General features: G+C 45.2%; 16 protein-coding genes. All 16 read right to left on the bottom strand.

Features of this window, described 5'->3' with window-relative positions:
* Window positions 1-45 precede the first annotated feature (45 nt).
* Entirely contained in the window at window positions 46-378 is a 333-nt protein-coding gene (gene gldC, locus ACHKAR_RS05905; protein WP_159580609.1) for a gliding motility protein GldC, read from the bottom strand.
* Window positions 375-1190, bottom strand: coding sequence for a M48 family metalloprotease (locus tag ACHKAR_RS05900; protein ID WP_449566849.1), 816 nt, complete (start codon window positions 1188-1190; stop codon window positions 375-377). Before ACHKAR_RS05900 ends, gldC begins: the two co-directional genes overlap by 4 nt.
* Window positions 1191-1197: 7 nt before the next feature.
* A complete protein-coding gene (locus ACHKAR_RS05895) occupies window positions 1198-2016 on the bottom strand; it encodes a M48 family metalloprotease (RefSeq protein WP_221413289.1) in 819 nt (272 codons plus the stop codon).
* Window positions 2013-2948 (bottom strand): bifunctional riboflavin kinase/FAD synthetase, encoded by a 936-nt coding sequence (locus tag ACHKAR_RS05890; protein WP_395416567.1) that lies wholly within the window; start codon window positions 2946-2948, stop codon window positions 2013-2015. Before ACHKAR_RS05890 ends, ACHKAR_RS05895 begins: the two co-directional genes overlap by 4 nt.
* Entirely contained in the window at window positions 2935-3618 is a 684-nt protein-coding gene (gene truB / locus ACHKAR_RS05885) for a tRNA pseudouridine(55) synthase TruB (protein ID WP_395416566.1), read from the bottom strand. Before truB ends, ACHKAR_RS05890 begins: the two co-directional genes overlap by 14 nt.
* The gene (locus ACHKAR_RS05880) at window positions 3609-4406 is read right to left on the bottom strand and encodes an undecaprenyl-diphosphate phosphatase (protein WP_159580617.1); all 798 of its coding nucleotides are present in this window, start codon (window positions 4404-4406) and stop codon (window positions 3609-3611) included. The genes truB and ACHKAR_RS05880 overlap by 10 nt, the downstream gene beginning before the upstream one ends.
* A gap of 6 nt (window positions 4407-4412) precedes the next feature.
* Entirely contained in the window at window positions 4413-4640 is a 228-nt protein-coding gene (locus ACHKAR_RS05875) for a DUF3098 domain-containing protein (RefSeq protein ID WP_159580619.1), read from the bottom strand.
* A 3-nt stretch (window positions 4641-4643) separates the two neighbouring features.
* A complete protein-coding gene (locus ACHKAR_RS05870; protein WP_395416565.1) occupies window positions 4644-5534 on the bottom strand; it encodes a cell division protein FtsX in 891 nt (296 codons plus the stop codon).
* 43 nt (window positions 5535-5577) lie between these two features.
* Entirely contained in the window at window positions 5578-6504 is a 927-nt protein-coding gene (locus ACHKAR_RS05865) for a hypothetical protein (protein ID WP_395416564.1), read from the bottom strand.
* On the bottom strand, window positions 6504-7043 hold the full coding sequence (locus tag ACHKAR_RS05860; protein WP_159580625.1) for an RNA polymerase sigma factor: 540 nt from the start codon (window positions 7041-7043) through the stop codon (window positions 6504-6506). The genes ACHKAR_RS05865 and ACHKAR_RS05860 overlap by 1 nt, the downstream gene beginning before the upstream one ends.
* Window positions 7044-7142: 99 nt before the next feature.
* Entirely contained in the window at window positions 7143-7808 is a 666-nt protein-coding gene (gene pdeM, locus ACHKAR_RS05855; RefSeq protein WP_395416563.1) for a ligase-associated DNA damage response endonuclease PdeM, read from the bottom strand.
* The gene (locus tag ACHKAR_RS05850; protein ID WP_395416562.1) at window positions 7798-8229 is read right to left on the bottom strand and encodes a DUF2147 domain-containing protein; all 432 of its coding nucleotides are present in this window, start codon (window positions 8227-8229) and stop codon (window positions 7798-7800) included. The genes pdeM and ACHKAR_RS05850 overlap by 11 nt, the downstream gene beginning before the upstream one ends.
* A gap of 33 nt (window positions 8230-8262) precedes the next feature.
* Entirely contained in the window at window positions 8263-10719 is a 2457-nt protein-coding gene (locus tag ACHKAR_RS05845) for a ligase-associated DNA damage response DEXH box helicase (RefSeq protein ID WP_395416561.1), read from the bottom strand.
* Window positions 10720-10765: 46 nt separating this feature from the next.
* Window positions 10766-11149, bottom strand: a complete 384-nt coding sequence (locus ACHKAR_RS05840) for a DoxX family protein (protein WP_159580632.1) — start codon at window positions 11147-11149, stop codon at window positions 10766-10768.
* 353 nt (window positions 11150-11502) lie between these two features.
* Window positions 11503-11904 carry a response regulator gene (locus ACHKAR_RS05835; protein ID WP_159580634.1) on the bottom strand — a complete coding sequence of 134 codons (402 nt, stop codon included), beginning with the start codon at window positions 11902-11904 and terminating at the stop codon, window positions 11503-11505.
* A gap of 145 nt (window positions 11905-12049) precedes the next feature.
* On the bottom strand, window positions 12050-12445 hold the full coding sequence (locus tag ACHKAR_RS05830; protein ID WP_395416560.1) for a DUF2784 domain-containing protein: 396 nt from the start codon (window positions 12443-12445) through the stop codon (window positions 12050-12052).
* Between the last annotated feature and the right edge of the window lie 27 nt (window positions 12446-12472).

Genomic DNA, 12472 nt, shown 5'->3' with positions numbered 1-12472 from the left:
CTGTTGGCATCAACAGGCTTTTTCATCATATCTTTAGACATTCTACTAACCCACCTCATCTTTCAGGTGAGTCACAAACCGGTCACAGAGTGCATTGAGCTCCGATGACATGTATTCATCTCCGGTGCTATTGAGTACGGACTGTGCCAGCCCGCCCAGGCAATCGATGTAAAACCGCTTCATATCTTCCACCGGCATGTCCTTGGTCCAGAGGTCTATGCGTAGCGTGTTTTTGGTCTTCTCATCCCAAAGTGACAAGCTCATGGATTTGGTTTCAGAAGCACCAGGCTGATCCTTTTCATCCGCATCCCAGGTAATCTTCTCAGGAATGTTCTGGTCATCCAACTCTACGGTAATATTGATGTCTGATTTTTTCATTCAGGTAAGCTATTTTTAAAATCTTGGTAAGTAAATCCACTTTCAGTAATGGTGCCGGTATCACAGCCCAGCTTGTCTGCTTTGGCATTGATATCTGCTACTCTGTTGCCAGGTAAAGGATGGGTGCTCAAAAAAACAGGTGTACTCCCTCCCTGCCCTTCGTCTAATAACTTCTGGAAGAAACTAGCGGCACCATTGCAGGCGTAATCTGTATCGGACAGGTACTGCACAGAAAAATCATCTGCTTCTGTCTCAGCACTTCTGCTAAATGCCAAAATAGCCCCGGTACCCGCGATCTGACCGGCTACCTGTGCTAGCTGTGATGCATCTTCTCCCAGCGCAATGCTCAGAAGAATCTGAACTCCATAGGCCTTTTGGAGTTGTTTAGAACTGTGTCGCTGATCCGCATGGGCAATCTCATGGCCCATCACTCCTGCCAGGTCATCGGCTTTTTCCAGGTATTTAATCAAACCTGTATAGACATAAATATAACCTCCCGGGGTAGCGAAAGCATTGAGTACATCATCATCAATGATGTGCAACTTCCAGGCAAATTCATCTTTATAGCTGACGCTACCGGAATTAAGGATGACATTTTTCATGCTCTCCAGATAGGCATAAGCCTCCGGGTATTCCGACGCTGACAATATATTGAAGCTGGTGTCTGAGGCAATCTGTGCAGCCACCTGTGCGCCCAACTCTTTGTCTTGTTCGATCGAAAAAAAACTCACGTCTCCATTCTTGTCACAAGCCATTGAAAATGGCAAAAGCGCTAAGACTAAAACTCGGGATAAAATTCTCATTGTTTTCATAGGCTACTTAAGGAAGGCTGGCTTTAAACTGAGCATAATTCATACCAGTCTCTTTGATCAGGGCTGTACTGCATGCTGCTGACTGAGCCGTGGCATTGATATCACTCACCCTGCTTTTGGGGCTGGGATGAGTACTCAGAAACTCCGGTGTGCCTCCGGTTTGTCCCTGATCCAATAGCTTCTGAAAAAAAGAAGCGGCTCCATTACAGGCATAAGGGGTATCGCCCAGGTACTTCACTGAATATTCATCCGCCTCTGCTTCTGCATTTCTGCTAAACTTCAAAACAGCTCCAGTACCTGCCAGCTGCGCGGCAATTTGTGCCAATTGAGTTGGTTCATTACCTAGCGCTATGCTGAGTAGGATGTTCAACCCATATTGTTTTTCCAATTGCTTGATCGAATGCCTCCTGTCGGCGTGGGCAATTTCGTGCCCCATCACACCCGCCAGGTCATCGGCTTTCTCCAGGTATTTGATCAGGCCTGTATACACATAGATGTAGCCCCCTGGTGTGGCAAAAGCATTGAGGACTTGGTCATCCTGAATGATTTTCAGCTCCCAGGCAAACTCACTTTTATAATCTATATCATTGCTGGCCAGTATTTTGTCCCGCATGGCATTGAGGTACTGATAAGCCTGAGGGTATTTGCTCTCAGATAATACCGGATACTCGGCAGGGTTGTTTGCGATCTCCTGGCTCACCTGCTCACCCAGCTTCTTGTCATCCGAAGGTGCAAAAAGCAATGAAGTGACCCTTCCTCCGGAAGCCACACACCCCGACAAGATGATCATGATGATCAATGATGCATTTAACTTTAGTACTTTCATGACTGTTGGTTTAAAATCCGAATTGCTTCCAGTTTATCCAGAGAGAGTTGCTCTTTCAACCGCTCAATACTTTCAAATTTTCTCTCTGTCCTCAATAACTTAATGAACTCAATTGTGAGGCGTTGATTATAGATATCCGCATCAAAATTAAACAGATTTACTTCAATCCTGCGCTCCTCACCAGAAACTGTGGGCCGCTGACCAATGTTTAGCATTCCCTGAAATTTCTGCCCCTCAAGACTCACCAACACGGCATAGGCTCCATCCGCCGGAATGAGTTTGTAAGCTTCCGGCACGTCGATATTAGCCGTTGGAAATCCAATACTCCGACCAATCCTATCACCATCTTTCACAAAACCGGAAAGACTGTATGGCCTTCCTAGAAAATCGTTGGCAATGTGAATGTTGCCCTCGGCAAGGGAGTTTCTAATCAGGGTGGAGCTCACCCCCACATCCTCAATATCCTTTCTGGATATTTCCTTGATGGCAAAACCATACTCACCTGAATGTTCCATCAGATAGTCAAAGCCACCTTCTCTGTTTTTTCCAAATCTGTGGTCATAACCGATCACCAACAGCTTTGTATTGAGCTTTTCCACGAGCACTTGCCTGATGAACTGGTCTGAGGTGAGCTCTGAGAATTCTTTAGTAAAAGGTATTTTGACTAAATAGTCAATGCCATTTTGAGCCAATAGTTCCACTTTCTCTTCGAAAGTTGTCAACAACTTCAGATCACCGGCATCCTTTTTCAAGACGAATCGTGGATGTGGCCAGAACGTAAGCACAATGCTCTTGCCATCTCTCTTTCGTGCTTCCTGCACAATTTTTTGAAGAATTTTCTGATGTCCCACATGCACCCCGTCGAAAGTGCCGCTGGTCACTACCGAATATGCCGGTGCAGCAAACTGAGAAAGGTCATCAATCAGTTTCATAGTCACGAACTTTGGCAACAAACGCTTCCAAATCTTCAGCATCACTCACCTGGTACTCGCCAATACTGGTTCGTCTCAGACTGGAGAGGTGTCCTCCCACTCCCAGTATTTCACCGAAATCCCTGGCGATGCTACGGATATAGGTTCCTTTGGAGCAGCTAATGTGAAAATGAACATCAGCCCCCTCCACCTTCAACAATTGAAACTCATGGATGGTGATACTTCGAGGATCCAGCTTTACTTCAATATTCTTTCTGGCTTTTTTATATGCCCGCTCCCCATTCACCTTCACCGCAGAGTGAGCTGGCGGCACCTGATCTATGGGGCCAGTGAGCTTCAGCGCTGCAGCCTGAAGGTCTTCCATGGTCAAGTGACTGACATCAGCCTCAGAGTCAAACTCTGTCTCCAGGTCATAGGATGGAGTGGTTTTTCCGATGGTGATAATACCCTCGTAGGTTTTATCCAGCCCCTGTAGCTCATTCAGTTTTTTGGTGAACTTGCCTGTACCGATCAACAGCAAACCTGTAGCCAAAGGATCCAAGGTTCCTGCATGCCCGATTTTCTTGACCTTTAGTGCGTAGCGCAGTTTTTTCACCACGTCGAAGGAAGTCCAGGTCAGCGGCTTGTCTATGAGCAGTATTTGTCCTTCTGTGTAGGCATTTAAATCCATATCTGAGAAATAATGGCAATGAGTCCAATAACCAGACAATATGCCGCGAAGTAGGTGAGTTTACCTTTTCTCACAATACCAATCATCCATTTGCATGCTACGTAGCCTGCCAGGAATGCTGCCAGGAACCCTACCACCATGGAAGGTCCTGATAGCCCCTCATATGCAGCAGGGGCTTCAAAGTAGTCTTTTAGCTTCAACATGCTTGCTCCCAATATGGGAATGAGCACCATCAAAAATGAAAATCGTGTGGCTTTGTTCTTTTCAACACCCAGGAGCAATGCAGTGGCAATGGTGGCTCCAGACCTGGAGATGCCGGGCAGAATGGCCACGGCCTGAGCCAGCCCAATGATAAGGGCGTGCGGCTTGCTCACAGGCTTCTCGTTATTCTTTTTGAAATGCGAAAAGAACAGCAGTGCCGAGGTGACCAATAGCATACTCCCTACCAGCAACAGGTTTCCGGTAAAAAGGGCGGTAATTTCATCTTCGAAAAACACCCCTACAATGCCAACCGGAATCATGGAAATAATGATTTTGATGCCAAAATCCCAGGACTCGTTCCATTTGAACTGAAACAAGCCTGCAATGATCTCCCCAATATCTTTCCTGAAAACCACAATGGTGCTCAATGCGGTAGCCGCATGTACAATGACAGCAAACAGTAAATTCTCTTCTGACTTTACCCCCAACAGCACTGTACCCATCTCCAGATGTCCGCTACTGCTCACTGGCAAAAACTCAGTTAATCCCTGAATAATCCCAAGAATTAACGCCTCAATCCAGGTCATAGGCTGTTATTGGCTATCTGATTCTGATTTCTTCCCTTTGTAAAAGATGGCTACGAACTCAATCAAAAAACCAAGCATCACCACTATTGGTCCGAGCGTAAGGCCGAGAAAACCAAAGCCGTAGGGTTCGCTATCTGAAGCCATGATGAAAAAACCTATCACCAGAGTAAGTACTCCGGCAAGCATGATGATATAATTGGCCTTTTGAAAGGCGAATTTATGTTGGTCTGACATAAGCTAGTAAAGTTCGTCTAATGACATTTGTAAATATTTTTTAACTGCCCGGTAGGTACTCAAAAAGCCCACGGTAATTCCCAAAACGATTAATCCTCCGAAAAGTATTCCTAAATTTTTGAAATCCTGAAGCGCTCTGATATCCTCTATGCGCTGGTTGGCATACATCAGCAGCGCCAGAAGCATTAAAGATGAAAAAAGACCGGCCAGAAAACCATACCAAATGGAGCGTTTGAGAAAAGGCTTTCGAATAAATCCGGAAGTGGCGCCTACAAGCTGCATACTGCGAATAAGAAAGCGCTGGGAGAATAAGGCCAATTTGATGGTATTATTGATCAGGATAACCACTACAATGAGCAGAATCGTGAAAAATCCGATTAATATGACGCCAATCTTGGCCAGGTTTTCATTGATACTCTCAACCAGGGATTCTACGTAAGACACTTCGTAGACTCCACTCATCTTCTCTATGTCCTTCTTGATCATTTTCAGTGAATCAGCGGACTGATAGGTCGTTTTCACATTGATGATCAGCACATCGCGAAGTGGATTATCTCCCAAAAACTCCTTGAAATCCTCTCCGGTATCTTCAATGAACTGGGCGGCTGCCTCGTCTTTGGTTACCAGTCTTATTCTGGGCTCATTATTTTCTTTGATGACATAGGCTTTGGAGCCTATGGTGCGATTGATCTTACTCACCTCACCAGCAGAAATCTGTTTATTCAAAAAGACCTGCAATTCTATGTTTTCCTGAATGATGCTCGTCAACTTATTGGCATGCAGAGCCATCAGGCCAAATAGACCAATGACAAAGAGTGCCAGCGTGATGCTAAACGTAACACTCACGAAGGGATAGCTCCCTAATTTCCTTTTTGTACGGGTTTTCTGTTCCATCCCGCCCCAAAACTAAATAATGTAACCCGAAATGCAGAGAATGCTAGAGCTTATTGTTTCTGACTATTTCCAACTCCTGAAGTAGTTGATGATTCGTAATCGGAGATAGCTCCTGTACCTTATCGCTGACGATGATAGAATAGTACTCCTGATCGTAGAAGAGGTATAGTTTTCGCTCAGTTGGTCTGTTGATTTCTATGATTTCGTAAGGGGTGCTTTTGAAATCCCCATATAGGAAAAGCTTACCGTCGAAATATTTGTATTTGATGGATTCAGAATTTCGTTGGATGGTCTCCACGCTGATCGGACTTTCACCTTTAGAGGATACTACGTCCATCTCATTCATTTCCGGCAGGTTTGCATCCTCGATCTTCAATCCTTTCTCTTCACTCAACTCACCCAAATCTGGCAAATCAACCACCGGTACAAATTCAGTCTCTTCATCTACAGAAGCTACTGATTTCTGTACAGTAGGCAGTGCCTCCACCTTTTCATCCGAAGTGGCGCTGCTTTTTTCAGCAACATTGGGAGAAGATTCGGAAACGACAGATGAAACCTTCTGATCAGATAATTCAGGGAACTCAAACTGATAGCTCTCCGACTGCTTTGGTGAGGTGATTTCAATCGACTCAATAATCTCCGGAGAAGTGATATTCTCTTCTGCTGTGAAAACAAAATATGCAGACACCCCAACAAGTGAGGCCACCAGCACTCCACCAACACTTTTCACCAACGCACTACTCCCCAGCTGGCCGATTCCCATCCAGCCTGAACCGATCTCTATGGCATCAAGTCTGGCTTTCAATTCTGCCTTGCGATACTGTGAAATACCTTCTACAACAGTTTGTTCAAAGCGAACCTGATCCATAAGCTCTGGGTTATTGGACATTTCTGCTTCGAATGCGCTCAGTTCGGATGAACTAAGTTCGTTTCTTAAGTAGCTATCTATTTGGTGCGGCGTTGGATTCATTAATCAAAAAAGTCGGTTGTGGTATATCGTGCTTTTATTAAACTATCTAATTTCTTCTTACACTTATATTTTTTGGTCTTGGCTGTGTCCGTGTTAGCAAAATTCAATTTTTCCGCTATGTCGGTCATATTCAGACCATCAAAGTAATAGTATGTCAATATTCTCTTGCAGGTATCGCCAAGTTCACTGATACATTGCATGACTATCTTGTATCGCTCATTCTGGTCATGCCCCTGAAACTCTTCGCTGTCCACCTCTTCGTTGGATAACCTGCTCTTCCTGTCTAATTCCTTTCTCCACTGGTTCAGGCAAATGCTGTAGAGAAAGGTGCTAATCTTTGAGGTCAACACCAGCTTCCCACTTATTGCCTTTTGCCAAAATGCCAGAAGCGCTTCCTGATATACATCCTTAGCTTCTTCTTCTGTACCATTGTTCTTCAGGACAAGATTGGTCATCATCCTGTAGTACTTCTTGTACAGATAGTCAAGGGCTGTCTCGTCTCCTTTTGCAATTTTCTCAAGAATCTCACTATCCTTCATAGCAGCAGGAGCTCGCGCTCTGTCATTAAATACCTCTTTTCCTGATAAAGTAACCGCATTGTCGATGAATTGGTCATTTCTGGCTGTAAAATTAGTGATTTACCCCACTAACCCTATTAAAAGGTCTTCGCCAATTGCAAAAACCTGATCTCCGGCGCGGGCACGAATCGGGTGGTTTCCGGTAAATTCTCCAAAAGCCGGAAGCAAAGCATGCTCTTGCCCAAAGTAAAAACATGGTAATGTAACCCCTTGTCTGGCCAGGCCACTGAGCCTGATGGATGGGTGGATATGACCTGATATATTGTAGGCCTTTGAGCGGCGTGTTTCATGGGTGAATTCGAAGGGGCCGTGCATGTATTCTTCGCATAATCGCACCCTCGTGTGACCATACTGAGAAGGATCCAAAATATCATGATTCCCCAAAATCAGGATCTGTTCTATGTCGGAATGAAAATTGGACCAGTGCATAAAATCCTGCCACTCATCGTTTTGGTCACTATGAAAAAGGTCCCCAAGAAATAGAATGCGCTCTGGGCGATATATTTCAATCAGGGAATTGACCCGCTGAAGGTCTGAGATATGAATCTGTGAAGGTACAGGAATCCCGTGCTTTCTGAAATGGCCCGCTTTGCCCAGATGCAGGTCAGACACCACAAGCGCCGAGTGATCCTCCCAGAAAATGGAACGATCACAACTCAACACCAAAGACTGCCCTTTAAGATGAAACTGATGCTCAAACCCTTTTACCTCCAGATCACTCCGCATAAGGGAGCCATGTCTGGGTTCGGTATAAAAACATGACGTATCCACGCACTTTGAGGGTTCCATCCTCACTCAGCCAAATTTTGCAGTCATACACATTGCCACTCTCCGGGTCCAGAATCTCTCCACCACTGTACTCCTCATCATCCTGATCGTAACTCAACCCAGAGATGATTTCCATTCCGATAATTTTCTGGTTTTTGCGCTTCCCGGGGCACACCTTACACACAGGATCCTGCTCCTCATCTGGGGATCTAAACAAGCGCACAATGGTACCGAAAATCTGACCATCGCGCTCTTCTATTTGTACGATTGATCGGGGCTTACCAGTCTCATCATCTATGGTCTTCCATAGTCCGGTAACTGACTGGGCCTGTACTGATATCAGGCTAAAAAAAAGAGGGAGAAGGAAAATTTGTCTCATATTCAGGATTTTCCGCAAAGTAATGAAAATACCCTATTTGGCTGCCGCACGTTCCAGCTGTATTTGCATTTTCCGGATGCGATCGGCTAGCTGCTCAGAGGTGAGTTTTTGCCTTCGAAACATATCTACCAATATAGGAAATGCAAACGGGGTAGGTTTAATGGTCTCTTTCAAGACGATGGTTTGTTGGTTAATTCGCCTGACAGCTTCAAAGAGCCGTGAATGCTCCAGCTGCAAGGTCATCACCTCTTCCATAGACTGACGAACCAGCAAATTCCCCTGATCATATTCTTCAAATACTTTGAATAAAATACCCGAAGAGGCTTGCAAATGCCGCGATTTAATGTTTTTACCTGGGTACCCCTGAAAGATCAGGCCGGCAATCGTGGCCACGTCACGAAATTTTCGCTGGGCCATCTCGGTCATGTTGATGGACTCATAGATATCCGGTATAAGGTTTTCCTCTGAAAAGAGGTCCAGTTCAAGTGCTTCCTCTATGGGTACTTCCTGATCAGAAAGCATTTCAAACCCATAATCATTCATGGAAATGGAAAATGAAATGGGTCTGATCCTGCTGATGCGCATGGCAATGACACCAGCAAGCACCTCGTGAACAAACATTCCCTCAAATGGGAAAATAAAAATGTGGTGACCAAATCGCGTTTTAGTTTTCTCTATCAGAAGCTGTTTGGAAGACGGGATCATCGACCAGCGACTTTGCAAATCCAGGATAGGTCGGATGGTTTGCATCTCGACAGACGAATAATCACCGCCAATAGCGCCATCCAGTTTCTCTCTGATCTTAAATGCCAGCATAGAAGAAAGAGGTAGCCTACCCCCCATCCATTGAGGGGTGAGTCCACTTTTCTTATTGGATTTCCGTACCAGTACCGTCAGGTCTTTGATCCTCACAAACTCAAGGTTTCTGCCAGAAAACCAAAAGGTGTCCCCTACATTCAGTCGTGACACGAAGCTCTCTTCAATGGTACCAATATGACCACCTGTGATAAACTTAACCTTGAGGGCCGGATCCCCCACTATAGTGCCTATGGATAGTTTATGTCTGGTCGCCGCCTTCTTATTAATGATTTTGTAAACCCCATCATCATTATACACCCTGGCAAACTCATCATACTGCCCCAAAGTTTTGCCTCCAGTGGTGATGAAATCAAGGCACCAACTCCACTCCTCAGCCGTCAGCAGACGGTAACTATACGTTTGCCGCACCTCCTCCAGTATCTGTAGTGGCCTGAATCCACCACTCACGGCCAGAGTAACCAGATACTGAACCAATACATCCAAACTTTTTTGCAAGGGGTTTCTACTTTCAAACATTCCTTCGGCGATCGCCTCCCTAAGGGCTGCACCCTCTATGAGCTCCAGAGAGTGTGTGGGCACAAAGTAAATCTTACTGGTAGCTCCTGGCTGATGGCCGCTACGGCCTGCTCTTTGAAAGAACCGCGACACGCCCTTTGGCCCTCCGATCTGAATAACAGTGTCTACCGGGCGGAAATCCACCCCCAGATCCAGACTGGAGGTACAAACCACCAATTTGAGTTTCTCTGCGTGAAGAGCATCCTCTACCCAGCCTCTGATGTCGTGATCCATAGAACCATGGTGCATGGCTATGATTCCTGACAGCTCAGGGGCAAATTTCAGAATGGCCTGGTACCAAAGCTCTGTCTGAGAGCGGGTATTGGTAAAAAGCAATGTGGTCTTACTCTTAAGAATGATGGGCAATATTTTGGGTAGTAATTTGGTACCCAAATGCCCAGTCCAAGGAAATTTTTCCACCTCATCGGGCAAGACAGACTCCACCTCCACCTTTTTTTCCAATCGGGACTTGATCACCACACCCTCCTTATAAGCGTCTTCGCCGAGGATCACCCGTTTGGCCTGGGGCAAATTACCAATGGTGGCAGAAATTGCCCAAACCTTAAGCTTTGATTCGGTAATGTGTTTGAGTCTGGAAATGGCCAACTCCGTGGCCACTCCACGCTTGGTGCCCAGAATTTCGTGCCACTCGTCCACGATAATGGCTTTTACTCCCTTGAAAAAATTGGGGTAATCACTCTGACTGAGTAAAACATGAATGCTTTCGGGAGTAATTACCAAAGCCTGTGGCGCGATTTTCTTTTGCCTCTGCCGCTCGGTGGTAGTGGTATCCCCCGTTCTGAGACCTACGGTCCACCGAATATCCATTTCATCACAGACAGCCTGCATGGCACGCTGAATATCCTTGGCTAGTGCCCTGAGTGGGGTAACCCATAAAATCCGTAATTCAGGAGTAACCTCGGAAGGGTCATGATCCCTTAGAAACTCCAAAACACATGGAATCCAGAGGGCGTAGGTTTTTCCGCTGCCCGTGGGCGCATTGAGCAAGCCACTATGACCACTCAGGTATGCCTGCCAGGTCTCCTTTTGAAAATCAAATGGCTCCCACCCTCTGGATTTAAACCAGGCCCGTGCCGGTTCTAATTCATCCTTCAATTTGTCGCCTCAGCCAAGTATCGATCCCAACACTCAAAAAAAACACTCAAAATCTCTGTCCTATCAACGGAATGTCTTTCTTCCGCATGATCAGGAGCAGTATGCAGCTGATAAAAACAGTGAGCGCATAATAGAACAAACGACCATCGTCGCCCAACACCTCAATACCGAGGGAGGTCAGGTGAAAAAACAAAGCTCCCGAGATCACTCCCAAACCCAAGACAGCACCATATGCCCTATACTTTTGGGAGAGTAAAAGCACACCTGCCAAAAGCTCTACGACACCTGAAGCATACCTCCCCCAAGGTTCCATACCCACCTGAGTGAAGATATATACACTCTCATCGCTCCCCGAAAACTTGTAAAATAAGGTCTGTAAAAGCAGAAACGCTGCAAGGATACTGAGCAGCCATTCGAAAAGTACTTTCATATTGAACTAGAGTTAGTGATAGGATAAGATAAAATAAATCCCTTTCATTCCCTCAAACAAGGAACAAAAAAAAGCCCCCCTCATAAATGAGGGGAGCTTATCACCAACCTAACCTAACTAAAAAGTTTCTTCCGAGTCAAGGTCATTTTCTGATCTTGAACTCTGAATACTTATTAGCTATAACTATGCCAAAAACTAAAAACCATGAAAATTTTTCAGGAAAATGTTGAAATAAGAGGCCCTGATCTGACATAAGGCTCCAAAAGGGCTTAAAAGAGTATTGTTTTCTCTCAGAACGAGGAAAAAAATCTCAATTTGAACAAACAATGATGTAAATGTTGGACCTAATTAAATCAGTCGTAAATGATGTGCTCAGACTTCTCTTCGGTGAGTAACCTTTCAAAAATCCCCTGGAGATGATCGAAATCCCAGGGCTTGGAGATGTAGGCATGGATCCCGAACTCCTCATTGGCTTCCTGCAAATCCTCTTTCTTTACAAACCCACTCAAAATGATCCTGCGGATGTTGCCGTCGTGCTCGTATACTTTTCTCAGGAAGTCGGTACCTATCAACTCGGGCATCCTGTGGTCAGACACCACAATGTTGATTTTATTCTCCTTGATAATCTCAATGCCTTCCAGGGGACTATCAGCAATAATCACGTTGTATATCCTTCGAAATGCAGACTTGAAACTTCGAAGATTTGCCCGCTCATCGTCTACGTACAGTACCGTATATTCTTTTGATTGTCTCATGTTACCCCTAGAAAGCACCAAGATAAATCAACTATCGCTTAGTTATAGCTTTTTTTGCATGATTGGGATTTTTTCCTGAATGAAAATGTCAATTTTCATATGGTTTGGTTCGATTGTGAAGTGAACAGGAATTCTCCAGACGATTTCAAGCAACCTGACTACTAGCCTCAGATTTGCTGTTCCGATTTTTTCGATGGACCAAAAAGGACATCAGCGATCCGAAAATAAGTCCACCTGCCGTAATGGCATCATAAAAGCTTCTTGAAAATGAAAGGCCTAAATAGTGTTCGATCATGTAACCAACAAAGGAACCGGACATTCCTGTCTCCCCCAATGCACGTTTGACATCCCAGTGCCAATCAGTAAGGGGGCAATAGCCAATCACGCCCTTGTACAAGCCCAGTAGCATCCAGGCCAAAAACGTGAGCAACAGCGCCGTGACATGTGCTTTCTGTGTTTTTGGGTGAGCCCAACCAAATAACACAAACAGAACAAACGCCGAATGAAAAATGGTGAGAAAAGCATCTAAAAACTGTAGCATACAAGTACATTATCTAAAAGCATGCCA

Source organism: Marinoscillum luteum, from assembly GCF_044005705.1.
Lineage (GTDB): Bacteria > Bacteroidota > Bacteroidia > Cytophagales > Cyclobacteriaceae > Marinoscillum > Marinoscillum luteum.
The sequence above is the reverse complement of the archived record's forward strand: the minus strand, read 5'-3'. Positions and strand labels throughout refer to the sequence as shown.

Bases quoted from the DNA above. Each gene is read 5' to 3' on its own strand.
- ACHKAR_RS05870 (WP_395416565.1), bottom strand. From the start codon at position 5,534: ATGGAACAGAAAACCCGTACAAAAAGGAAATTAGGGAGCTATCCCTTC.
- ACHKAR_RS05840 (WP_159580632.1), bottom strand. From the start codon at position 11,149: ATGAAAGTACTTTTCGAATGGCTGCTCAGTATCCTTGCAGCGTTTCTG.
- ACHKAR_RS05860 (WP_159580625.1), bottom strand. From the start codon at position 7,043: ATGAAGGATAGTGAGATTCTTGAGAAAATTGCAAAAGGAGACGAGACA.
- ACHKAR_RS05865 (WP_395416564.1), bottom strand. From the start codon at position 6,504: ATGAATCCAACGCCGCACCAAATAGATAGCTACTTAAGAAACGAACTT.
- ACHKAR_RS05850 (WP_395416562.1), bottom strand. From the start codon at position 8,229: ATGAGACAAATTTTCCTTCTCCCTCTTTTTTTTAGCCTGATATCAGTA.
- pdeM (WP_395416563.1), bottom strand. From the start codon at position 7,808: ATGCGGAGTGATCTGGAGGTAAAAGGGTTTGAGCATCAGTTTCATCTT.
- ACHKAR_RS05895 (WP_221413289.1), bottom strand. From the start codon at position 2,016: ATGAAAGTACTAAAGTTAAATGCATCATTGATCATCATGATCATCTTG.
- ACHKAR_RS05875 (WP_159580619.1), bottom strand. From the start codon at position 4,640: ATGTCAGACCAACATAAATTCGCCTTTCAAAAGGCCAATTATATCATC.
- ACHKAR_RS05835 (WP_159580634.1), bottom strand. From the start codon at position 11,904: ATGAGACAATCAAAAGAATATACGGTACTGTACGTAGACGATGAGCGG.
- gldC (WP_159580609.1), bottom strand. From the start codon at position 378: ATGAAAAAATCAGACATCAATATTACCGTAGAGTTGGATGACCAGAAC.
- truB (WP_395416566.1), bottom strand. From the start codon at position 3,618: ATGGATTTAAATGCCTACACAGAAGGACAAATACTGCTCATAGACAAG.
- ACHKAR_RS05890 (WP_395416567.1), bottom strand. From the start codon at position 2,948: ATGAAACTGATTGATGACCTTTCTCAGTTTGCTGCACCGGCATATTCG.
- ACHKAR_RS05880 (WP_159580617.1), bottom strand. From the start codon at position 4,406: ATGACCTGGATTGAGGCGTTAATTCTTGGGATTATTCAGGGATTAACT.
- ACHKAR_RS05830 (WP_395416560.1), bottom strand. From the start codon at position 12,445: ATGCTACAGTTTTTAGATGCTTTTCTCACCATTTTTCATTCGGCGTTT.
- ACHKAR_RS05900 (WP_449566849.1), bottom strand. From the start codon at position 1,190: ATGAAAACAATGAGAATTTTATCCCGAGTTTTAGTCTTAGCGCTTTTG.